Raw genomic sequence first — 22,547 nt, forward strand, 5'->3', positions numbered from 1 at the left:
TATCATGGCAATGATAACAAACGACTGGCTGGATGCGGTTTCAGAGGAATTTAGAAAACCCTATTACAAAGAATTGTATACATTTGTCAAAAATGAATACAGTACACATGTGATCTATCCACCGGCAGATGATATTTTTAATGCATTTCATTTTACGCCACTTAGTAAAGTGAAAGTACTGCTCTTAGGACAGGACCCTTACCATAATGTGAATCAGGCACATGGACTTAGTTTTTCAGTTCTGCCGACACAGAAAGATATCCCGCCATCTTTGCAGAACATCTATCAGGAACTGCATGATGATCTGGGATGCTATATCCCAAATAACGGTTATCTGAAAAAATGGGCAGATCAGGGTGTGTTACTTTTAAACACAGTACTGACAGTCCGCGCCCATCAGGCAAATTCCCATCAGAATAAAGGCTGGGAGCAGTTTACCGATGCGATCATTCAGGCAGTCAATGCACAGGATCGGCCGATCGTATATATGCTTTGGGGACGGCCGGCACAGAGTAAAGTGCCAATGCTGACGAATCCTAAGCATCTGATCTTAACAGCACCGCATCCAAGCCCATTATCGGCATACAGAGGATTTTTCGGATGCAGGCATTTCAGCCAGGCAAATGCATTTTTAGAGGAAAATGGCATAGAACCGATCGACTGGCAGATAGAAAATATCTGATGCATACATTAAAAGCGTATAAATACGGCAGAAATGGTACATAGCTAATAAAAAAGAGGTTTTTGTTATGTATTATCATATCTGTGAAGCAGGGATAATAGAAACAGACCAAAGAGGCTTTGAAAGCTGCTCTGCGGGCATTGGAATATATGATGAAGAAGAATGGAGCAGGGAATTAGGTCTGCGGGAAGAATATTCACTTAGCCAAAAGGAGGGGCGTATTTTCTTTTGTAAAATTGAAGATCATGCGTCATATCTTTTTGGCACTTTTCATATTCCGGTCAAGAAAAAGAAAAAGCGTAGCAGGGATTTTGTCCTTTACATTTTAGATAACCGCTATATATTTATAGAAGAAGATGCATTTGCAGAACAGACCATTGCATCCATTGCGAAAAAAAGATCTGGCAGCAGTTATGATAAAAATGCATTTTTAAATGATTTTTTTATGGCACTCTTAGAAGAAGATATCTTATATCTGGCAGAATTAGAACGGGGCATTGCAGAAATGGAAGAAGTTGTTCTGCGTGGAGATACAGACCATTTTAATTACCGGATGTTGGAAATGAAAAAAGAGATCTCACGTTTATACTGCTATTACAGCCAGTTGGCAGATGCCGGTGAGATTTTATGTGAACAACATAAGATCAGTAAGATCTTTACCGGGCGCATACAGCGGCTCTGGCAGGAAACACAGGTGCTGCGGGAATATGCAATGCAGGTGCAGGACGTTTATCAGTCCGAAATTGCAATTCATCAGAATGACATTATGAAACTGCTTGCAGTTGTGACAACGATCGTCCTTCCATTGACGTTAGTAGCAGGCTGGTACGGCATGAATTTTTACAATATGCCGGAATTAAAGTTTCAGTATGGATACCCGATCGTTGCAGGGATCAGCCTTGTGATCGTGATTGCAAGTTTATGGATATTTAAAAAGAAAAAGTTTTTTTAGGATAAAAAGAGGCATTAGTTTGAAAGAGTATAAAGAGCAGGATAGTAAGGAACAAAGAAAAGAGAATAAAAAAAGAGAGCGGCAGGAACGAAAAAGAGAGCGTATTTTCTATAAGGAAGCATTAAAAAAAGAACACCGCTATGGGATCAATGCCGATATCGGCTGGGATAAATTAGACAATACCGCACATCTTTTTCCTGTGATCGCAGGTGAAAGCATGAGCAATGTCTACCGTATTTTTGTCAATTTAAATGAATTAGTCGACAGGAAAATCTTACAGCAGGCACTAAATACGGTATTGCCGAAGTTTGATGGATTCAATGTCCGTCTGCGGAAAGGTGTATTCTGGTATTATTTTGAAGAAAATGGCAAGCCGGCACCAAGAGTGAAGGAAGAACATGCATATCCCTGCCGTTATATCGTAGAAAACCGCAATAGAAGTTATATGTTCCGGGTTTCCTATTATAAAAACCGGATCAATTTAGAAGTATTTCATGTTTTGACAGATGGTATGGGCGGTATCAATTTTTTAAAAGAACTGACCTATCAGTATCTTCGGATCGCACACCCGAAGCTAGGCGAGCAAGTCGGGGATCAGCTGTCAGTGGATACCTCATTAAACCGGGAAGACAGTTTTCTTAAGAATTATAAAAAGAGTCATACTAAGGGATATAAGACACAGAAAGCATATCTGATCAAAGGGGAAAAATTAAGAAAAGGTGAGTTTGGTGTGATCCATGGAACGATGAGTGTACAGAAATTAAAAGAAGTTTCGCATCGTTATGAGGTCAGTATCAATGAATATCTGGTTGCAGCATTTATTTACAGCGTGTATACCGAGTGCCTGCATCAGATGCCATCTAAAAAACCAATCCGTGTAGCGGTTCCTGTGAATCTGCGTCCGTTTTTCCATTCGGTTACGACAAAAAATTTCTTCGTTATGGTATCCGCAGAATTTTTGCCGGAAAAAGAAAACTATTCCTTTGAAGAAGTAGTGTCAGCTGCAAAACAAAGCCTGCGGGAACAGATCACGAAGGAACATTTAGAAGAACTTTTTTCTTATAATGTGTCGAATGAAAAGCATCTCATTGCAAGGGCAGTACCGTTGATGTTCAAAAATCTTGCCATGCGTTATGTGTATACACAGGCGGCACTTGCAAATACGACAACCGTTACGAATATCGGAAATATTAATGTTGCAAAAGAGTATGAACCATACATACAGATGTTTGGAGCCTTTCTTGCAATGTCAAAAGGACAGTCATTAAAAGGTACAATCTGTTCCTATGGAGATCAGCTGATGTTTACTTTCAGTTCTGTATTAGCTGATACTTCTGTACAGCGTGGGTTTTTCCGCAGATTAGTAGAAGATGGCTTAGAAGTTACAGTGGAAACCAATGGCGTGTATTACGAGTAGGAAGATTTTATATTCTTTTTCATACAGAAATCCATGATCAGAATGTCAGATCATGGATTTTTTTTTAGTCGTATAATATTCATAATAATATCAGATATCGCATCTACATCATCATCTGAAAGTTCATCAAGCATCATCCGGATACGGTTGTAATTGGTGGAACGCGCATCCGTTTCCTCTAGATGGATATCATCAGAAAATAAATCCCCGAGAGAAATATCAAGAGCAGAAGTAATTTTTTCTAAAGTCGTAACCGTAGGACTTTTCTCACCACGTTCTAAATGCCCTAAAAAAGCCGGATTCATACTGGCTGTCAGGGCAAGTTTTTCCTGACTCATCTTATGAAGTTTTCTATAATAACGAATCCGAGATCCGACATCGTAATTGGAATGGATAGCATCCCTGCCCATATGATTCACCGCCTTTTTGTATAGTTTACAGAGAATAGAATTTATATGCAAAGTATTATTGGTACTGAAAATAAATACCTAAAAGTACTGAAAATAAATACCTAAAATGGTAGAATTATGTCATTAAATGGAAGAGGGAGGGAAATTTAAAATAAGTTTGTAAAGTGACACAGGGTGTCTATGCCAGTGTGTAGTATGAACATATCACAAAGGTAAGGAGAGATGTTATGAGAAAAAGATTATTAGTGTTAGGAATGGTGTTGTCATTTGGAGTTATGGGGGCAGCCGGTTGTTCGGGAAGTTCAGAGGATGCTTTTATGGATTCTGCTAATGAAAAAACAGAATATGGGAGCGGTACACTGGAATTATACGAATTTTTAGAAGAAAACAGTGGATACGATTATAGTATGAGCACAACTGCAGCCGATTTTATTGAAGCACATGAGGATTTGTTCCCGGCGAAAGATACGTCGGTATTAGAACAATATACAGACCGGAGTGTGGAGTATAAGCATCTGAATAAGAATGTTGAAAAGTATGGAGATAAGCTGTTTGCAGATGATGAGATGTATGTGTTGGATATACATGAGGAAGATCTGGGCGAAGGGGAATATCTTACCATTCTTCAGGTGTTAGATAATTCAGGAAATAGTTTTATCATCTTCTATATGGATGAATTGCCGGATGTATTTAAGGAAGATACGGTTTCAGTATGTGGTCTGCCTTTGGGAGTGACTTCTTTTGATAATGTCGGTGGCGGTTCTACGATTGCTGTGGTGCTGGCGGGATGTAAGGTGGAAAGTGCTTCCGATTATGGAGATGTTGGTGATATGTATACAGATTTGTATGAATAACTATGCGTGATCTCGATGAAGGCGATATAGAAAAATTTTTTATAAAGATGTTGCTGATGCGAATATCGGAGATTTATGACATACGTGATTCGCTGGAAAAGGGGAATAGATATGAAAAGTTTAGGTAAAAACATAGGAGATACAGTTGAAACAGTATTGGGTATAGTTTTTTGGATTCTCATTATCTATTTTACATGGTTTGGAAATGCTGAAAAAATAAAGATGGATATATTGAATAAAGTAGGGTTAGAAACTTTTTCTACTTCAGGAGAAATGTATAATGTAGCATTTGCATTTGACTATGAAGATAGCTGGTTTAGGGCAGATCCAGATGTCTGGATAAATATAGATGGCGAACGTTATCGACTGATTTCTGAAGGAGATGGGGCATTATTTGAACAAAAATTATCAAAAGGAACACATATTGTATTTATTGAAACAAAGACAATGCATATAAATTCAAAAAAACAAAAAATTGAAGTTTCCGGAAATGATGAAGCATATTATTTTCAGGTAAAAGGCAGAAAGGTTTTTGGTGCAGAGATGTACCATATATATTGATTAAAAAAGTAAGGAGATTCAAGTTTATGAAACAGATCAGTAAAATATGGATATTAAGTGTGATGGCTCTTCTAATGGTAATATTTATGCCGGATGATATATTTGCAGAAGCAGATATTCAGGGTGGAACAGACGAAGTACGTGCAACGCAGATTTTACCGGATATAGATTACATTTCTGGTGAAGATGGATGGTTTAAAATAACAATACCGAAAGGAGCAACATATGCAGGATTATATGTTTCTGAGTATACTTCGTTTAGTGATTTTAACGGTGGATATGATGAAGATTGGAATTATCAAGGGAAAAAGATCTGTGATGGAACATATAAAGTGGCATTTTATACCGCATTACTTAAGGATGAGACCACGATCACTTTTAGGGTTTATACATCAAAAATGGATCAATGCAGATTTAAAGTGGTTTATGGTGGTGAAAAACTAAAAAAAACAAATCCCAAATTGATCAGTTGGAATCAGGAATATACATATGCTGCGGAATGGGAGTCAAATTCTTATAATATCAACAATAAGTATTATAAATTCATAGCACCAAAAAGCGGATATATCAGGCTACGGGCATCTGGATCAGGCTGGAGTAAATATAATGGATATGGCGATGTGTCTTATAGACATGGATGCAGATATGAATTGCATTTTAAGGATGATACAAAATTAGAACCTATAATTGGGCATACACCGATATGGGCAATTAATGGAGAGGGAAATTCTTCTGTGTACTATGTAGAACAGGGAATGTCTTATTATATCAAAGCGGAAATTGATGGTGGGGCATGGTGTGATATATATGATTTACAGACTGCATTTATAGTAGAAGATATACCTGTATCAGAAATTAGACTGAATACGACAGGGATGGTAATGAAGAAAGGCAGCAAATATATGCTAGAGCCAACTGTACTGCCATCTAATGCAGTATATCCGATTTTAAAATATTCTTCGTCAAATGAAGAAGTTGCAACGATAGATTCTAATGGCTGGATTACAGCAAAAAAAGCTGGCAAAGCTATTATCACGGTATCATCACTTGATGGAAGCGGTATAGAGAAAAAGTGCATGGTAAACGTCATGGAAAACAGAAGATTAAATGTCGGTGAAACTGTGACATTAAATAATATTAAATATCGGGTGAAACATACAACAACAAATGGAGGAATTGTCGAAGTATATGGTGTGTTTGACAAGAATAAAAAAAGCTATAAAGTTCCAAACAAAATAAAGGTGTGTAATTATTCATACAATGTAGAATTTATAGCTGACAAAGCTTTCCGTCATTGTAAAACTGCAACTAAAATTACGCTGGGAGCAAATATAAAGTCTGTAGGCAGAATGGCATTTTCTAATTGTAAAAAATTAAAAACACTCGTTATTAAATCAAAAAAGTTAGAGACAGTGGGTAAAAAATGTTTCACAAATATTGATCATAAAGTAAATATTGATACGCCCAAAGGTAAGTATAAAAAATACAAAAAACTCTTTAAAATCAAATAAAAAATGAAGGAGTATAAGAGGAAAAGAAAATGTTTTGTAGAAAATGTGGAAAGATGTATGCAGATGATCTTAGGTTTTGTCCTGTTTGTGGAAGTAGTCTTGATACAACTACAAACGGAGGTAAGATGATCTCATATGATGAGTCATATACGGATAGACAATTAAAGAGAAAAGGTATCGGAAAAGTCGTTAGTATAGTTGCTGCTTGTATCGTTGTTTTACTGTTAGGCATTGGTCTTTTGGATTGGCTGTTAACAGAGGATATATCAGAAGATAGTACAGTGCAAAATGAAATATCGAATGTAGAAGTAAATGATACACTTGTATTTTATCAGAAGTTACAGGAAGAAAAATATAGTGGATATCCATTTGTCATGAGTACATCAGCAATGAGTTTTATTGCAGATCATGAAGATTTTTTTCCGGCAGGCAGATCGATCGTGTTAAAAAATTACATAGATCAAAGTGCAGAGTATAAGACTTTGAATAAAAATGTTGAAAAATATGGGGACAGCCTATATAAAAGTGATGCGATGCAGGTAATAGATATACATGAGGAGAATGTACAGGACGAAGTATGCCTGACAACTGTTCATGTGATAGATGAAGGAGGGAATAGTTTTATTGTTCTATACAAAGGTGAACTTCCAGATATTTATAAAGATGATACAGTTTCTGTGTGTGGGCTGCCGTTGGGAATATCATCTTTTGAAAATGTTGGGGGAGGTTCAACAATAGCAGTAGTGCTTGCCGGATGTCGTGTGATAAATACAGAAAATCACAAAAATGAAGACAAAACAAATGATGTTGTACAACAGACCAAGACGGCAGGGGACACGGTTGATTATATGAGTTGCTATGAACCTGCAATAGAAGAAATTGCAGAGGATTCATATGGTGAAGCATACTATGGCTTATATGATATGAACAATGATGGAATCAAGGAATTATTAGTAGATTCGGGAGAAGAATTGTTCTTTTATACTGTTAAAAATGGACAAGCTTATTTGTTGGGAAAAGACGAGTTATCATATTGTGGCTGGTATAAAGCAGAGGATGGTAATGGAATTTATATCATTTACGGACATATGGGATGTGAAATAGGATTTCGGGCAACTATGCAGGGAGAACACATCAGTCTGACAAAAGAATGGGAAATTGGAACATGTGGGTTAAATGTATATTATTATGAAAATAATCATCCAATTCAGAAATATCAATCGGGTGATTATTCTATCCTGCAAAATCCACCAGAAGATGATAAAAGTCCGGTAGTTGTTGATGAATCTTTAGATTATATATTTAGAAAAAGCAGTTCGCAATATTTAACAGAAGCAGATTTAGAAAAGCTGACTGAATGGGAATGCAGAATTGCAAGAAATGAAATATATGCACGGTATGGAAGAACATTTACGGATGAAGCATTACAGGAGTATTTTGATACAAAACTGTGGTATATCGGATGTATTGCTCCGGAAGATTTTGATGATAGCGTATTAAATGATTATGAACGTGCAAATCTGGATCTAATCGTACGGTATGAAACAGAGCAGGGATATAGATAAGAACTATTATGATTAGGAAGGTTTCGTTTTATGGAAGAACAAAAAAAATTTTATAATGAGCAGCAGAAGCCAAATCATAGAACAACATTGTGGATCGTTATATTGATTATTATAGTAATTTTTTTAGTCAAAGCATTTACAAACAAACCTATGATAGATGCAGTTAAGGAGTATTCTGCAAAGGGAAAGTATTCTGTGGAAAACTATCCATATATTGATTCACGGGCATCTAAAGTCATTAACGTATATAAAAATGCTATGGCTTTTGACAGCAGTAAAGTGAGACAAGCTGCATTAGAAAATAAAGATCACTGGTGTTTACTAGCCCAAAACGGCATTTTAAAAAAGAACTCATATAAAAGAACGAATGCCATTCTTGATTCAGTGTATTTATACTACGGTGACTTAAAAAAAGGAAAACCACATGGAATAGGCATTCTCTTCAAATATTATGGTGATGATACATATGTTGTAGACAAAATGGGGTATTTTAAAAAAGGTGCATTAAATGGCTATGGCATAGATATTGATATACCAGCGGAAATAATGACCTCTACGTTATATGAAGGTCTTGATTTTTATAACGTGGCCGCATCTGTTATATATGAGGGAGAATGGAAGAAAGGCTTATATTCAGGACAGGGTATTACATATTGGCCATGCGCAGGAACAGAGGATGATCTACAAGAATGGGATATAAAAACCGTAGGAACAAAAAATATAGCATATGTAGGAGAATGGAAAAAAGGAGTGATGTCAGGAGAAGGAAAAATGTATTACCCAACAGGACAACTACTCTATAGCGGACAGATAAAAAAAGGAAAGGCTTCAGGAACAGGAAAACAATATTATCCAAATGGCAATTTAAAATATGCAGGTAAATTTAAAAAAGGCGAAATGCATGGAAAGGGGACATTATTTAACGAAGACGGAAGCTTAAATTATAAAGGAAAATTTAAAAGAGGAAATATTTATTAGTAGAGGAGAGTAAAGAAAATGGAAATTATGCAGGGAGTTACTTTAATAGCGGTAATAGCATTGACAATTGTTTATTCAGTGGTGATCTACATGATCTTACATCATATGTTCCATTATGTTTTTTTTGGAAAAAATACAATGGACTGTTTAGAGAAGATGATAGCACACATATTAGGGATTGCTGCAGCGGGAGTTGCACTGGCAATGATAACACTATTATATTGGAAAATAACAGATATTATAGTTGCTGTTATTGGAATTGTGATTGCATTATCGAGAAAAAATAAGGACGAAAAAGTAGGAATGATTGTGATCACAGTGATTGCAGTGATCGTGATAACGATTCTTGGTATGGTTTGTGGAACAGTAGCAAGCAATGCATAAGTAAATAAAATGGAGGAAATGATATGAAGTACGCTGGATTAAAGGATACTGAAGTTATTGCATCCAGAGAAGAAAATGGTTCCAATCTTATTCCGGATTCAGAACCAACTACGTTTTGGGATGAATTTAAAGAGACCTTTGGAGATCCGATGATAAAGATATTACTTATTATTGCAGGAATCATGATTGTAATGTTTTTCTTTGGATATGCTGAAATTTACGAGCCGGTAGGAACAATCGTTGCGGTTATTATAGTTGCAATTGTTTCAGCAAAAACAGGTGTTGCAAGTGATACTGCTTACCGGAAATTAAAAGACGATCAAAAAAAAGATACCTGTAAAGTGTATCGAAACGGATTGCTGGAAGTAATCGAGGTTGACGATGTTGTTGTTGGGGATAAAGTGCTATTACAGGCTGGAGATAAAATCCCGGCAGATGGAATCCTTATTGATGGTGACTTAAGGGTAGATAATTCTGCCTTAAATGGTGAAACTGAAGAATGTAAAAAGTTTGCAATAAATGAAACAACCCCATTTACGGAAGAAATTACAGGAGATGTGTTTGTGGATGGATATTCACTATTCCGTGGAGCAGTTGTTTTTGATGGAAGTGGCGTACTAGATGTCCGGAAAGTGGGACTGAAATCAATGATGGGAAAAATGGCAGAAGAAATGCAGGATGATGAGCCGGATTCTCCATTGAAAGTAAAACTTGGCATACTGGCAAATCAGATATCCAGATTTGGCTATATAGGTGCAGCAGTAATTACTATTTTATACATAGCATATTTTATTGCCGGGGCTGGTGGATTTACAGCTTATTTAGCAACTGGGTGGTCTTCGATTCTACAGGATGTGATAGAGGCAGTATCATTAGCAATCGTAATTATTGTTTGTGCCGTACCGGAAGGTTTGCCTTTGATGATCTCTCTTGTACTTATGCAGAATACAAGCCGGATGTTAGAACATAATGTATTGGTCCGTAAGGCTGTTGGAATAGAAACAGCAGGTTCATTAAATATTTTATTTAGTGATAAAACAGGGACGATCACAAAAGGAAGTCTTGAAGTTGTAGATTTTTTTACTGCTGATGGTCAAACAATTACACTTGACAGTCTTGAACAGCATCAAAAACTAAAAACATTAGTTGATGTAGCAATTGGAATGAATTCTGCATCTATGTATGATGGAACACATAGAGTAATAGGTGGAAATGCAACTGACCAGGCACTCATGCGATTTCTTGGTGAAGAAAAGTATAAATTGATTCAAAGTGATGCTGCATATATTGCAGGAAAAAGGCAGGGGTTTAATTCTGCAAATAAATTTAGTCAGGTAGAAATACAAGATCTCCATCAAACATTTTATAAAGGTGCACCAGAAAAATTTTTAGATATTGCAACGAAAGCATTAAATGAAGATGGTGAAGTTGTAGAACTTGATCTAGAGACTGTTAATAAAAAAATTAATGAGATGGCTTCAAAGGCTATGCGTGTTCTTGTTTTTGGATATTCAACATCTCCTTTGATAGAGAATAGCATAAATCAGGACGTTGTCTTAATTGGATTTGTAGCAATCAGAGATGATGTCCGGCCAGAGGCAAAGGATGCAATAAAAGAAGTAAAAGATGCAGGAATACAAGTTGTTATGATTACTGGTGACAGGCTTGAAACAGCGGTCGCCATTGCGAAAGATGCAGGTCTTATTCAAAATAATACAGATAGGGCACTGACATCATCACAGTTAGCACAAATGAATGATGAAGAACTGAAAACGATAATAAAAGATATCAGAGTGATCGCAAGAGCTTTGCCAACAGATAAGTCACGAATGGTTAGAATATGTCAGGAAATGAATTTGGTAGTCGGAATGACAGGTGATGGAGTAAATGATTCTCCCGCACTGAAAAGGGCTGATGTTGGATTTGCGATGGGCAGTGGTACAGAAGCGGCAAAAGAAGCAGGAGAAATTGTTATTTTAGATGATAATTTTAAGTCGATTAAGGATGCTGTTTTATATGGAAGAACTATTTACAATAATATTTTGAAGTTTTGTAAATTCCAGCTGGTTATTAATGTTGCAGCAGTTATTGTGAGTGCGATCAGCCCATTTTTTGGAATTGAAGAGCCGTTGAAAGTAACCCACTTATTGTTTGTAAATCTTGTAATGGATGGACTTGGGGCGATTATGTTGGGAAATGAGCCTGCATTGGAAAAATATATGAGTGAAAAACCAAGACGAAGAGATGAAAGTATTATCAGTAAAAAGATGGCAGTTCAGATCCTGACAATGGGAATCTGGCTCACAATACTAAGCTTTATCTTTTTAAAAGCACCATTGTTTAACTCATTTTTTGAAACAAAAGAGCAGAGATACACAGCATATTTTGTATTATTTATAGTGGCTGCTTTATTTAATGGCTTTAATGTCAGAGATGAAGGATTTGGAATTTTTAAAGGTTTTTCAGATAATCCCGGATTTCTAAAAGTCTGGTTTGCAATTGTGATTGTGCAGGCAGTTATTGTAAATGCAGCATTAATTCCAATGCAGGTGTTTACATGGATAGGAAATATGTTTAGCTGTGTTCCATTTAGTCTAAAGGGATGGATAATAACAGTTTTATGTGCAGCAACTATGCTGCCGGTTGATCTGATTCGAAAATGTTTCGTACATAAAAAATAAATGATAGTGAAATAGGAGGATATGTAGTATGGGAATCAACTTACAGAAAGGACAGAAAATTGATTTGACAAAAGGGGGTGGAACAGGTCTGCGTCAGGTTATGGTTGGATTAGGCTGGGATGAAGTACAGCAGAGTAGAGGTTTTTTTGCTTTAAAACCACAGGATATAGATTGTGATGCGTCGGCTATACTTTGTGGAGCGGATGGACGACTGATTTCAAATGATATAAAACAAAGTGTCATCTATTTTGGTAATTTAAGACATGCAAGCGGAGCGATCATTCATCAGGGTGATAACCTTACAGGTGCTGGAGATGGTGATGATGAACAGATCATGGTTGATCTGTCGAAGGTACCATCACAAGTAGAAAAAATCGTATTTGTTGTAAATATATATGATGCAAGACCTAGAAATCAGCATTTTGGTATGATTCAAAACGCTTTTATCCGATTGGTGAATATGGATAATAAAACGGAAATTTGCAGGTATAATCTTTCAGAAAATTATAATAACATGACTGGATTAGTTGTGGGTGAAATATATAGAAAAAATGGCGAATGGAAGTTCAATGCAATTGGACAGCCGGTGCAGGAGGCAAGCCGTTTAGAAGCAATTATAAATATGTATCGTTAGAATAGTAAGAAAAGATCAGAGGTGAGAATAGAATGGCAATAAATTTAACAAAAGGACAAAGAGTTTCACTTGATAATTCGATGAAACTTGCATTAGTAGGACTTGGATGGGATACAAACAGATATGATGGTGGATATGATTTTGATCTGGATGCATCAGCATTTTTACTAGGTGAAAATGGAAAACTTTCCAGAGATGAAGATTTTATTTTTTACAATAATCTTGAAAGCCGCAATGGTGCAGTCATTCATACCGGTGATAATTTAACCGGTGATGGTGATGGGGATGATGAGGTGATCTATATTGATTTTACCAAAATTCCAAGTGATATAAAGAAAATTGCTATCTGTGTAACAATTCATGAGGCTGAAGCTCGTAGACAGAATTTTGGACAAGTTTCGAATGCATATATTCGGATTGCGAAAAGATATGATGAATTTGATGAGGTTGGAGATACAATATTGAAGTTTGATCTTGAGGAAGAATTTTCAATAGAAACCGCTTTGGTTGTTGCTGAAATATATAATAAAAACGGTGAATGGAGATTTAATGCAGTGGCAGCAGGATATCAGGGTGGATTGGAAGCAATTATTCGTTCTTTTGGTGGTAATGTTTAAAAATATATGTCAATAGAGGTGAATTTGTGTGAAAGAATTTGAAAAGGGACAAAAGATTAAAGTGCTATCAGGGGGTGAACTTGAAGTTATCCAAAAGCTTGGAGAAGGCGGTCAGGGTATTGTTTATAAAGTCAGATATAATGGAAAAGAACTGGCTTTAAAATGGTATTTTGGAAATAAATTGAACGATCCGGACAGGTTTTATAGAAATATTCAGAATAATATAAAAAAAGGAGCTCCGACAAGTGCATTTTTGTGGCCATTGGAGATTACTGAATATTATGAAGACAGTTTCGGATATTTGATGGAATTGCGTCCTCCTGAATATAAAGATTTTTCACTTTTTTTGCTTGCCAAAGAAAGATTTGCCAGTATAGGAGCAGTAGTGAATGCTGCACTATGCATTACAAGCGGATTCCGGGAATTACATAATTCCGGTTTTAGTTATCAGGATTTGAATGATGGAAATTTTTTTGTGGATCCTAAAACAGGAGATGTTTTGATATGTGATAATGACAATGTGGCTGAATATGGAGATGCACTTGGAATTGCTGGAAAATGCCGTTATATGGCACCAGAAGTTGTTTTAGGGAAAAAGAAACCGGATGTGCATACGGATCGTTTCTCTCTTGCCGTTGTACTTTACTTATTATTGTTTTTAAATCATCCGTTAGAAGGAAAGAAGACAATGTGTCCGTGCTTAACAGAAGAATTAGAAAGAAAGTTTTATGGGATTGAGCCGGTATTTGTATGGGATTCAAAGAATGATATAAATAGACCTGTGCGTGGAGTGCATGTAAATGAAATTAAATTCTGGCCAGTTTATCCCCAATCTGTTCGTGATACATTTGAGGAAGCTTTTAGCTATGAAGCAATGGTTGGAGCTGATTCACAGCATCGTGTAACGGAGAAAAAGTGGCAGGAAGTATTTACTGCATTGAGAGATTGTATTGCAAAATGTCCATCTTGTGGAGAACTTACATTTATTGATGTTAAGCAGCCGGTATGCAAATGTATCAACTGTAGTAAAGAAATTCAAAGACCGATGATCTTAAAAGTAAAAAAATATCATGCCATTATGCAGCCTGGAAAGAAAATATATTCCTGCCATGCAGTGTATGATAGCGATGATTTTAAAGAAGTAAAAGGTGAAATTGTTTCAAGCAGACAGGATCTGTCTATTATTGGACTAAAAAACAGTTCTGATTTTACATGGACTGCGATTCTTCCCAATGGAAACACAAAACCATATTCAAATGGACAGGTAATAAAACTTGGAAGAGGACTGAAGATTCATTTTGGAAATAGTAATGAAGGTGAAATTATTTAAGGAAAGTGAGGAATTGTTATCATGGGATTATATGATGAAGTTGTAGAAGTACCCAGACGTACCATGGTTCTTTTTTTTGTAGTTGATACATCAGGAAGTATGAGTGGAGCAAAGATTGGGACAGTTAATTCCGCAATCGAAGAGATAGTTCCGGAATTAAAGGACATATCAGAAAGTAATGCAGATGCACAGATTAAAGTGGCAACGTTAGCATTTTCAACAGGTGCCCAGTGGATTGATAGTTCACCTGTGGCAGCAGAGAATTTCAGATGGAATTATCTTGATGCAAATGGGGTAACAGATTTAGGTGAAGCCTGTATGCAGCTGAACGAAAAACTTTCAAGAAATGCATTTATGAGTGATGCAACAGGATCTTTTGCACCGGCAATTTTTTTGATGTCAGATGGTGAACCTACAGACAATTATAAACATGGTCTTGACAAATTAAAGCAGAATAATTGGTTTAAAAAGGCAATTAAGGTAGCGGTTGCTATTGGAGAAGACGCAAATAAGACAGTTCTTGCGGATTTTACCGGAAATATAGAGGCTGTTATTACTGTACATACACCGGAGGCTTTAAAAAAATGGATACAGTTTGTGTCAGTGCGGGCATCAGAAATTGGAAGTAAAAGTTCAAATGCGTCTGCTGGTTCAAGTGATACTGGAGCAGAAATTGTTAGCAAACAAGATGAATTTGTAAAGGAAATTCAGGCTCAGAATGAAACAACAGAAGCGGCAGAATGGGATTCATTTGATGATGATGGCATGGTTTGGTAAGAAAGGGGGAAATTGCAATGAAAGCAAAATCCTTCAATTTGTCGGCACAGGGAGCAAGTCATATCAAGAAAAATAAAGAGTGCCAAGATGCTTCTGTAAGTTATTTTGATGAAGAAATTGCAATAGCTGTTGTGTGTGATGGTCATGGTGGAGATGACTATATGCGTAGTGCTGTTGGGTCAAAATTAGCAGCAGCCGTAGCAGAGAAAAATATAAGAAATTTTTTGAAAGCCATGACAAAAGATCAGTTTTTTAATGATACTGAAAAGGTGCTTAAAAATCTTGAGGCAAGTATTATCAATGGTTGGAACGAAGCAATTTATATGCATTTTACCGCCAATCCTTTTTCACAAGAGGAATTGGTTGGCGTATCGGAAAAGGCAAAAAAGAGATATGTGCAGGATGGAAGAATAGAAAGTGCCTATGGAACAACAATGATTGCAGTTGCAATGACTCATGAGTTTTGGTTTGGCATTCATATTGGAGATGGAAAATGTGTTGCTGTTAATCCGGAAGGGAAATTTGTACAGCCTATACCGTGGGATCCAAAGTGTTTTTTAAATGCAACAACTTCTATATGTGATTCAGATGCGTTAGAAAGATTTAGACATTTTTATTCAGATAAACTTCCAATAGCCGTATTTGCAGGTTCTGATGGTATAGATGATTGTTTTAGTAATAATGATCAATTATATAATTTATATAAAACAATTATATATTCATTCGGCACGACAGATTTTGAAGAAGCGGTAAATGGATTAAGAGAGTATTTGCCAAGACTTTCCGCAAAAGGGAGTGGAGATGATGTTTCCATTGCAGCAATACTTGATTTAGATTTACTGCCGGAATTAGATATTGTAAAAGAATTTGATCGTGAAAAAGAGAAAGCACGTATAGAGGAAAATGCACGTAAAGAAGTGGAGAAGAATGAGGCTGAAAAACGTAGGGTAGAGGAAGAACATGCAAAATTCCAAAGAGCAAATCAACAGAAAACTGCACAGCCATCAAAATATCGTCATACATGCAAGTTTTGTACAGAGTGCGGTGCAAGACTGGCTTATGGTGTTAAGTTTTGTTCTGAATGTGGAACAAGAGTTGCTCCTAAAATAGATAAACCAGAACAGGAAAATGACGGAATAAAGCTTATAGATATCTGCCAGCAGCATATGGGAAAAAAAGAAGATGAGACAGAGGAATGTGAAAAATATTCTACCAATGGCATTGAAGATAGTAATGATCAAATAGAAAAAAACGCAGAATGTGAAATCATTTTGACAGAAGAAAATTCTACTGTTCAGATAGAAAATGAATATATAGCGTTCGAGGAATGAAAAGGTAAAACCAGAAAAGAGTGCAGATGAAAATTAGTCGATATATAACATCTGCACTTTCTTTACGGAGTAGACAAAATGAAGTGTCCAAAATGTGGAAAAATATGGAATCAAAGAAATACGATCACAAGTGATATTTATATCTGTCCTTATTGCAGAGATAGTTTTTCGGCAGATGGACAGGAAAGAGAAAATATCAGTCTGGTATTTAAGAAAATAGTGGATGATTATGGTGATCGAATAGTAGAAGATGTTGATAGATTAAATGCTTTATTAATGGATTATGCACCACATTCTGACAAAGAGCGAAAGCTTATTATCATGGCAATTAGAGAAGGAGTTGCTGATAAGCTGTTAAAATTAGTGAATGCAACAGCGGATATGCAGCAAGATGGTATAAGAAGATGTGTCAATCTGCTTGTTTCGGAAATCTGGATTACAGAAATTGCAGCAGAATATGTTATTGCTGTTATTTCTAATGGGATTGGAATTAATGCAGAAATAGGTTCTATAGAAACAAATTTTTGCGATCAGCGTATTACGGATACTTTAATAAAGACTATGGATCTATCATCAATGGAATTAATATACAGCAGATTAAAAAAATGCAAGACTATTGGGTATAAGGCATTTGCTTCCAATACGATGCTGACAGAACTGATTGTACCAGATACAATAACGGCAATATATCCTAGAGCGTTTCTTAATTGTAGGAATTTGAGAAAAATTAGTTTGCCATATTCAATAAAATTGATAGGAAACCGGATATTTGAAGGTTGCATTCATCTTGAAGATATTGAGGTTACAGATAACGCAGTATTTAAAGTGGTAAATGGGGTGTTGATAGATAAAGTTTCAAAGAAAACTTTGAGGGCACTAAATAATGAAGAAATAGATGTTGTTGAAATTGCAGATGGTATTCGCTGTATAGCGGTTAAAACATTTGATAATTGTCAGGTGAAATGTATTTCTATTCCTATGACTGTAATTATGATTGAGAAGGATGCGTTTTATCTGACCACAAAGCTTGAGGAGTTTGTTGTGGATCCTAAAAACAAAATGTTTGGGACAAAAGATGGGGTTTTACATGAAAGGAATGGAAAGGTATTGGTACGATATCCGCAAGGCAGAAAAAATGTCAGTTATTATATTGAAGATTCTGTGGAGAAAATTGAGGAAAAAGCTTTTAGCAGAGCAATATACTTACAGACAGTTACTTTCAATAGAAATCTCAGAATCATTGGAAAAAATTCGTTTGAATATTGTTATAGTATAGAAAATCTTATTTTGCCTAATGGTATTGAAACTATTGAAGATCGTGCATTTCAATATTGTAGAAATCTTAGAGGCGCGATGCTTTCGAATAAAATTAAAGAAATTGGCGATTGTGCTTTTTACAACTGTAGTTCTTTGGAAACAATTAGTATTCCTCAAAAGGTTGAGAGAATAGGTAATTTTGCTTTTGCATTCTGTAAGAAACTAAAACATGTTGTAATACAGGAAAATGTAACATTCATGGGAGATGGTGTTTTTTTGGAATGTAATAGTATCGAAATTTTCATTAGAAATAATACATATATTGAAGCATATTGTCAAAGCAGAAATATTAAATATCAAAAAATTTAAGTTGAAGGATTTTGGAGGAACAAAATGAGTAAAAAAACAGGGGAAGCTAATGTTGTTATGGTAAAATGTGGAAAGCATACATGTTACGATGGAGAGGAAAAACGTTTTATATGCAGCTGGTGTGGAGGTTCTGGCAAAGTGCAGGCAGCTGAAATATTTGATATTTCCGGGGGAGGTTTTTAAAAATATGAAATTCAGATTAATAGGAACAACAGTACCGGCTGTTGAAGTATATTTTGAACAGGCAGGGGAACAAATGGTTACTCAATCAGGTGGAATGGCATGGATGTCAGATGGGATTTCATTAAATTCGGATACCAATGGTGGGATGTTAGCAGGAATAGGTAGAATGTTTGTGGGGGAAAGTCTGTTTATGGCTCGTTATACTGCTACAAGACCAGGAACGACGATTGCTTTTGCAACAACAGTTCCTGGGACAATTGTACCTGTAAAGATGAAAGATTTTGCAAATGGTCTGATCTGCCAAAAAGGTGCATTTTTGTGTTCACAGTCGACGGTTAATCTTGAAATAACATTTTCACGAAAATTTTCTTCAGGGTTATTTGGTGGTGAAGGTTTTATATTAGAGAAACTATCAGGGACAGGAACAGCATTTTTAGAAATAGATGGAGATGTGGTAGAAAAGGAATTGCAGTCAGGAGAAATATTGAAAGTTGACACAGGAAATGTAGTTGCATTTCAGAATGGAATGTCTTATGAAGTAGAAACAGTTCCGGGTTTTAAGAATGTTCTTTTTGCAGGTGAGGGATTGTTTCTGACAAAACTGACAGGACCAGGAAAAGTGATATTACAGACACAGAATATTAAAGATTTTGCAAGTACATTATCACAATATGTTCCGCATGGAAACGGAAGGATAAATTGAAAAGATGATATTTTGATCAGACTAATTTGTTTTCTCTAACGCTCACTACATGGTGAGCGTTATTTTTGTTAAGGAACAAAAAACAATTGATTTCTCCCCCTTATACGATATACTATATATGGATATGATGGTCAAACGTTTTTTCCCCATCATATGATACACAAAATCATAAAATCGAGGAAACCATTATGAGTAAATGTCGGCATTGTAATATAGAGATTACAGATGATACACAGGTCTGCCCACTATGCAGGTGCGTAGTCGAAGTAGACGAACATACAGATAACAGATATCCGGATATCCGGTTTCGCACCCAGAAACTGCACCTTGCAGTCCGTATATTTTTATTTGTAGCAATCATATTAGAAGTATTATTTGTATATCTGAATTATAAATTTTATCATGGCATCTTATGGAGCCTGATCACAGGGGCAGGCTTTGCATATATCTATTTTATTGCACGTTTTGCAATCTTAAATGATAATGCAGATTATCGGGCGAAGTTTTTGACACTTACCTTTTTTGGCATACTCTATGTCATCCTGATCGATGTCTGTATCGGCTACCATGGATGGTCAGTCAATTTTGTGTTGCCGGGCGGCTTGTTATTTGTGGATTTAGCGATCGTCATTTTAATGTTTGTCAACCGTCGGAACTGGCAGAGTTATATCATGTTAGAGATTTCAATGATCTTTTTAAGTGCGATTCCGCTGCTTTTGATGAAATTTCATATTGTAACAGAAACTTTTATCAGCGGAGTGGCATTTGTGGTATCCGTACTTTTATTTGTTGGTACGGTAATCATTGGTGACAGGAGAGCAAGAATGGAATTAAAGCGCAGATTCCATATGAGATAAGAGGGCATAAAATGAAGCAGAGAGAAAAAAAGGAATTAGATACCAGTGTGCAGGGGATCATTATCCGTGAAATGATCTCCCATGTGACATCTGAGCATATGATTGGTCAAAAGATCAAAAATGGAGAATTACGAAAAAAATTAGTAGAGCCTGTCTGGAATGTACCAGACGGCTTTTTACTAACAGAGATAAAAATGGAACAGTTTGAAATGGAGTGGTTAGAACCGGAATCGTGTACATCCGACCGTGTCTTGTTACAGCTTCATGGTGGCGGCTATGTGGGAGCGATGCGGAATGCCTACCGCAATTTTGCCGTTGTTTACAGTGAATTAGGACATGGAATGCCGGTACTTAGCATAGATTACCGTGTCGCACCTGAAAATCCATATCCGGCTGCATTAGAGGATGCGGTCTGTGCGTACCGGTGGTTGCTGCAAAAGGGCTATAGCGGCAGTCAGATACTTGTTGCAGGTGATTCAGCCGGAGGAGGGCTTGTCATGGCTCTTACCATGTATTTGCGGGATCATCACGAGGAACTTCCGGCGGGACTGATCGCCATGTCACCATGGACAGATCTGACTTCTTCCGGGGAATCTTATCAAACCAATTTTGAAAAAGATCCTTTATTTGGAAAAACAAAAGACAGCCTTATTTACAATCGGGAATATGTCGGGTTAGAGGATCCTAAAAATCCTTATATATCGCCGCTTTTTGGAGATTTTACGGATTTCCCGCCAATGCTGATACAGGTTGGTTCTTATGAGATGCTTTTAAGCGATTCTGTAGAAGTTGCCAAAAAAGCAAAAAGTCAGGGCGTAAAAGTACGGCTGCATGTCTATGAAGGAATGTTTCATGTATTCCAGATGGCAATGAAACTGATGCCGGAATCACGACAGGCATGGAAAGAAGCCGGGAGATTTATCAGTTTATTTAAGGATGAAACATAATATGGATCAGGAAGTTATGAAAAAATGTGAACTCTGCCCAAGAGAATGTAAAGTAGACCGTTTCAGCGGGCAGCAGGGTGTATGTCATGCCACAGACCGGATACGCATTGCAAGGGCAGCACTTCATATGTGGGAAGAACCATGCATATCAGGAAAAACGGGCTCAGGAGCCGTATTTTTTACAGGCTGTCCACTGCGTTGTGTTTTTTGCCAGAATTATAAAATAGCAATGGGCAACACAGGAAAAGTGGTAGAAAAAGAAGAATTAGCAGAGATTTTCCTGAAATTACAGGAAGAAGGAGCAAATAATATCAATCTCGTCACACCGGATCACTATGTACCGGTCTTAATACCGGCTGTTACGAGAGCAAAAGCACAGGGATTAAATATCCCGATCGTATACAATACGGGAAGTTATGTCCATGTAGATACAATTCGTGCATTAGAAGGGATTGTGGATGTATACCTGCCGGATTTTAAATATTACAGTGATGCTCTTGCCATCCGTTATGCAAATGCAAAGGATTACAGAGATACAGCAAAAAAAGCGATAAAAGAGATGGTGCGTCAGACGGGAGTACCTGTGTTTTTTGAAAAAGAAACCAGAAAAGAATTAGATGCAGAAGCATATAATGATTATGAGGGGACAAGTGAGGTGCTGATCAAAAAAGGCACGATCGTCCGACATCTGCTTTTGCCGGGACAGTCAAAAGACAGTATGTCAGTGATCGGATATCTGTTAAAAACCTATGGAAATCGCATTTATATCAGCATTATGAACCAGTATACTCCGGTGATCCGGAATAAAAAGTATCCTGAGTTAAGCAGAAAAGTAACAGAAGAAGAATATGGATCGGTGATAGATTTTGCCATTTCTGCCGGAATAGAAAATGGATTTATACAAGAGGGCGATACTGCATCCGAAAGTTTTATACCTGACTTTGAGGTGTCCTGATTATCGGACACCTGATCTGATATGCTGTAAAAAACAAGATCAGACCAGGAGGAAACAGGATGGAGAGATTAAAGATCATTGCAGTAGATTTTGATGGGACATTGTGTACGAACAGTTATCCGAAGATCGGAGAAGCCAACATCAGACTTATTTCAATCTTAAAAACACTGCAAAAGAACGGCTGCCAGTTGATCTTATGGACATGCCGGTGTGGCAGTCTTTTAGAAGATGCGGTGAAATGGTGCAGTAAGTTTCAGCTTTATTTTGATGCAGTAAATGAAAATGTCAAAGAGAATTTAAAAGAATATGGAACAGACTCAAGAAAAGTATATGCAGATGTTTATATTGATGATAAGAGCTGCTTTCCATGGAAATTGCAGAACAGTTTATAATAAAATATTAAATTTTCATATATATTGTGATTTTAATTTGAATTTTCCCAGATTTAGGTTGACGTGTTTTCTTTCATTTCCTATAATGAAGCTGTTAAGCAGAGATAATATAAACTGTAAGAGAATTGCAGTTTTTATAGCAGAGTAATTGTTTTAGACAGGTAAAAACAATAAAAAATAGAATTTCTTTGGATGTATGG

Annotated in this window: 23 protein-coding genes; 22 read left to right on the forward strand and 1 reads right to left on the reverse strand. The window is 36.5% G+C overall.

What is annotated here, in order from left to right; all coding sequences use genetic code 11:
• Positions 1–4: 4 nt before the first annotated feature.
• From H8S17_RS11875 to H8S17_RS11885, 3 genes are all read left to right on the forward strand, one after another.
• Complete coding sequence (locus H8S17_RS11875; RefSeq protein ID WP_186867472.1) at positions 5–682, forward strand: uracil-DNA glycosylase; 678 nt, start codon at positions 5–7, stop codon at positions 680–682.
• 67 nt (positions 683–749) lie between these two features.
• Positions 750–1,634: a magnesium transporter CorA family protein gene (locus H8S17_RS11880; RefSeq protein WP_186867473.1), complete on the forward strand. Its 885-nt coding sequence runs from the start codon at positions 750–752 to the stop codon at positions 1,632–1,634.
• Positions 1,635–1,737: 103 nt separating this feature from the next.
• Positions 1,738–3,051, forward strand: a complete 1,314-nt coding sequence (locus H8S17_RS11885) for a hypothetical protein (RefSeq protein ID WP_334298760.1) — start codon at positions 1,738–1,740, stop codon at positions 3,049–3,051.
• A gap of 50 nt (positions 3,052–3,101) precedes the next feature.
• Here H8S17_RS11885 and H8S17_RS11890 read toward each other — a convergent pair whose 3' ends face one another.
• Positions 3,102–3,461, reverse strand: a complete 360-nt coding sequence (locus H8S17_RS11890; protein ID WP_178050370.1) for a helix-turn-helix domain-containing protein — start codon at positions 3,459–3,461, stop codon at positions 3,102–3,104.
• Positions 3,462–3,688: 227 nt separating this feature from the next.
• Between H8S17_RS11890 and H8S17_RS11895 the strand changes: the two genes are divergently transcribed.
• The 19 genes from H8S17_RS11895 (at position 3,689) to H8S17_RS11985 (ending at position 22,347) form a co-directional block, all read left to right on the forward strand.
• The gene (locus H8S17_RS11895; protein WP_186867475.1) at positions 3,689–4,315 is read left to right on the forward strand and encodes a hypothetical protein; all 627 of its coding nucleotides are present in this window, start codon (positions 3,689–3,691) and stop codon (positions 4,313–4,315) included.
• Positions 4,316–4,426: 111 nt separating this feature from the next.
• Positions 4,427–4,876 carry a hypothetical protein gene (locus H8S17_RS11900; RefSeq protein ID WP_186867476.1) on the forward strand — a complete coding sequence of 150 codons (450 nt, stop codon included), beginning with the start codon at positions 4,427–4,429 and terminating at the stop codon, positions 4,874–4,876.
• Positions 4,877–4,902: 26 nt separating this feature from the next.
• Positions 4,903–6,387 (forward strand): leucine-rich repeat protein, encoded by a 1,485-nt coding sequence (locus tag H8S17_RS11905; protein WP_186867477.1) that lies wholly within the window; start codon positions 4,903–4,905, stop codon positions 6,385–6,387.
• 29 nt (positions 6,388–6,416) lie between these two features.
• On the forward strand, positions 6,417–7,952 hold the full coding sequence (locus H8S17_RS11910; RefSeq protein WP_186867478.1) for a YARHG domain-containing protein: 1,536 nt from the start codon (positions 6,417–6,419) through the stop codon (positions 7,950–7,952).
• Positions 7,953–7,982: 30 nt separating this feature from the next.
• Positions 7,983–8,930 (forward strand): MORN repeat-containing protein, encoded by a 948-nt coding sequence (locus tag H8S17_RS11915; RefSeq protein WP_186867479.1) that lies wholly within the window; start codon positions 7,983–7,985, stop codon positions 8,928–8,930.
• An 18-nt stretch (positions 8,931–8,948) separates the two neighbouring features.
• Positions 8,949–9,314 (forward strand): hypothetical protein, encoded by a 366-nt coding sequence (locus tag H8S17_RS11920; RefSeq protein ID WP_186867480.1) that lies wholly within the window; start codon positions 8,949–8,951, stop codon positions 9,312–9,314.
• 23 nt (positions 9,315–9,337) lie between these two features.
• Entirely contained in the window at positions 9,338–11,995 is a 2,658-nt protein-coding gene (locus tag H8S17_RS11925; protein WP_186867481.1) for a calcium-translocating P-type ATPase, PMCA-type, read from the forward strand.
• Positions 11,996–12,023: 28 nt separating this feature from the next.
• Entirely contained in the window at positions 12,024–12,629 is a 606-nt protein-coding gene (locus H8S17_RS11930; protein WP_186867482.1) for a TerD family protein, read from the forward strand.
• 32 nt (positions 12,630–12,661) lie between these two features.
• Complete coding sequence (locus H8S17_RS11935; protein WP_186867483.1) at positions 12,662–13,246, forward strand: TerD family protein; 585 nt, start codon at positions 12,662–12,664, stop codon at positions 13,244–13,246.
• Between the two features lie 28 nt (positions 13,247–13,274).
• The gene (locus H8S17_RS11940; RefSeq protein WP_207723412.1) at positions 13,275–14,576 is read left to right on the forward strand and encodes a protein kinase domain-containing protein; all 1,302 of its coding nucleotides are present in this window, start codon (positions 13,275–13,277) and stop codon (positions 14,574–14,576) included.
• A gap of 21 nt (positions 14,577–14,597) precedes the next feature.
• On the forward strand, positions 14,598–15,353 hold the full coding sequence (locus H8S17_RS11945) for a vWA domain-containing protein (protein ID WP_186867484.1): 756 nt from the start codon (positions 14,598–14,600) through the stop codon (positions 15,351–15,353).
• Between the two features lie 17 nt (positions 15,354–15,370).
• The gene (locus H8S17_RS11950; protein WP_186867485.1) at positions 15,371–16,684 is read left to right on the forward strand and encodes a protein phosphatase 2C domain-containing protein; all 1,314 of its coding nucleotides are present in this window, start codon (positions 15,371–15,373) and stop codon (positions 16,682–16,684) included.
• Positions 16,685–16,762: 78 nt separating this feature from the next.
• Complete coding sequence (locus tag H8S17_RS11955) at positions 16,763–18,310, forward strand: leucine-rich repeat domain-containing protein (RefSeq protein ID WP_186867486.1); 1,548 nt, start codon at positions 16,763–16,765, stop codon at positions 18,308–18,310.
• Positions 18,311–18,334: 24 nt separating this feature from the next.
• Positions 18,335–18,493, forward strand: coding sequence for a hypothetical protein (locus H8S17_RS11960; RefSeq protein WP_186867487.1), 159 nt, complete (start codon positions 18,335–18,337; stop codon positions 18,491–18,493).
• 4 nt (positions 18,494–18,497) lie between these two features.
• Positions 18,498–19,196, forward strand: a complete 699-nt coding sequence (locus H8S17_RS11965; protein WP_186867488.1) for a TIGR00266 family protein — start codon at positions 18,498–18,500, stop codon at positions 19,194–19,196.
• Positions 19,197–19,384: 188 nt separating this feature from the next.
• Positions 19,385–20,053, forward strand: coding sequence for a DUF6320 domain-containing protein (locus H8S17_RS11970; RefSeq protein WP_186867489.1), 669 nt, complete (start codon positions 19,385–19,387; stop codon positions 20,051–20,053).
• Positions 20,054–20,064: 11 nt separating this feature from the next.
• Entirely contained in the window at positions 20,065–21,000 is a 936-nt protein-coding gene (locus tag H8S17_RS11975; protein WP_186867490.1) for an alpha/beta hydrolase, read from the forward strand.
• Position 21,001: 1 nt separating this feature from the next.
• Positions 21,002–21,955, forward strand: a complete 954-nt coding sequence (locus tag H8S17_RS11980) for a radical SAM protein (RefSeq protein WP_243238075.1) — start codon at positions 21,002–21,004, stop codon at positions 21,953–21,955.
• A 59-nt stretch (positions 21,956–22,014) separates the two neighbouring features.
• Positions 22,015–22,347 (forward strand): hypothetical protein, encoded by a 333-nt coding sequence (locus tag H8S17_RS11985; RefSeq protein ID WP_178050362.1) that lies wholly within the window; start codon positions 22,015–22,017, stop codon positions 22,345–22,347.
• The last annotated feature ends 200 nt before the right edge of the window (positions 22,348–22,547 follow it).

Source organism: Roseburia zhanii, from assembly GCF_014287635.1.
Classification (GTDB): Bacteria; Bacillota; Clostridia; order Lachnospirales; family Lachnospiraceae; genus Roseburia_B; species Roseburia_B zhanii.

Coding starts and splice junctions, on each gene's coding strand:
- H8S17_RS11895 (WP_186867475.1), top strand. CDS start 3,689: ATGAGAAAAAGATTATTAGTGTTAGGAATGGTGTTGTCATTTGGAGTT.
- H8S17_RS11920 (WP_186867480.1), top strand. CDS start 8,949: ATGGAAATTATGCAGGGAGTTACTTTAATAGCGGTAATAGCATTGACA.
- H8S17_RS11930 (WP_186867482.1), top strand. CDS start 12,024: ATGGGAATCAACTTACAGAAAGGACAGAAAATTGATTTGACAAAAGGG.
- H8S17_RS11905 (WP_186867477.1), top strand. CDS start 4,903: ATGAAACAGATCAGTAAAATATGGATATTAAGTGTGATGGCTCTTCTA.
- H8S17_RS11965 (WP_186867488.1), top strand. CDS start 18,498: ATGAAATTCAGATTAATAGGAACAACAGTACCGGCTGTTGAAGTATAT.
- H8S17_RS11925 (WP_186867481.1), top strand. CDS start 9,338: ATGAAGTACGCTGGATTAAAGGATACTGAAGTTATTGCATCCAGAGAA.
- H8S17_RS11950 (WP_186867485.1), top strand. CDS start 15,371: ATGAAAGCAAAATCCTTCAATTTGTCGGCACAGGGAGCAAGTCATATC.
- H8S17_RS11960 (WP_186867487.1), top strand. CDS start 18,335: ATGAGTAAAAAAACAGGGGAAGCTAATGTTGTTATGGTAAAATGTGGA.
- H8S17_RS11910 (WP_186867478.1), top strand. CDS start 6,417: ATGTTTTGTAGAAAATGTGGAAAGATGTATGCAGATGATCTTAGGTTT.
- H8S17_RS11970 (WP_186867489.1), top strand. CDS start 19,385: ATGAGTAAATGTCGGCATTGTAATATAGAGATTACAGATGATACACAG.
- H8S17_RS11880 (WP_186867473.1), top strand. CDS start 750: ATGTATTATCATATCTGTGAAGCAGGGATAATAGAAACAGACCAAAGA.
- H8S17_RS11980 (WP_243238075.1), top strand. CDS start 21,002: ATGGATCAGGAAGTTATGAAAAAATGTGAACTCTGCCCAAGAGAATGT.
- H8S17_RS11985 (WP_178050362.1), top strand. CDS start 22,015: ATGGAGAGATTAAAGATCATTGCAGTAGATTTTGATGGGACATTGTGT.
- H8S17_RS11955 (WP_186867486.1), top strand. CDS start 16,763: ATGAAGTGTCCAAAATGTGGAAAAATATGGAATCAAAGAAATACGATC.
- H8S17_RS11975 (WP_186867490.1), top strand. CDS start 20,065: ATGAAGCAGAGAGAAAAAAAGGAATTAGATACCAGTGTGCAGGGGATC.
- H8S17_RS11935 (WP_186867483.1), top strand. CDS start 12,662: ATGGCAATAAATTTAACAAAAGGACAAAGAGTTTCACTTGATAATTCG.
- H8S17_RS11915 (WP_186867479.1), top strand. CDS start 7,983: ATGGAAGAACAAAAAAAATTTTATAATGAGCAGCAGAAGCCAAATCAT.
- H8S17_RS11890 (WP_178050370.1), bottom strand. CDS start 3,461: ATGGGCAGGGATGCTATCCATTCCAATTACGATGTCGGATCTCGGATT.
- H8S17_RS11945 (WP_186867484.1), top strand. CDS start 14,598: ATGGGATTATATGATGAAGTTGTAGAAGTACCCAGACGTACCATGGTT.
- H8S17_RS11900 (WP_186867476.1), top strand. CDS start 4,427: ATGAAAAGTTTAGGTAAAAACATAGGAGATACAGTTGAAACAGTATTG.
- H8S17_RS11875 (WP_186867472.1), top strand. CDS start 5: ATGGCAATGATAACAAACGACTGGCTGGATGCGGTTTCAGAGGAATTT.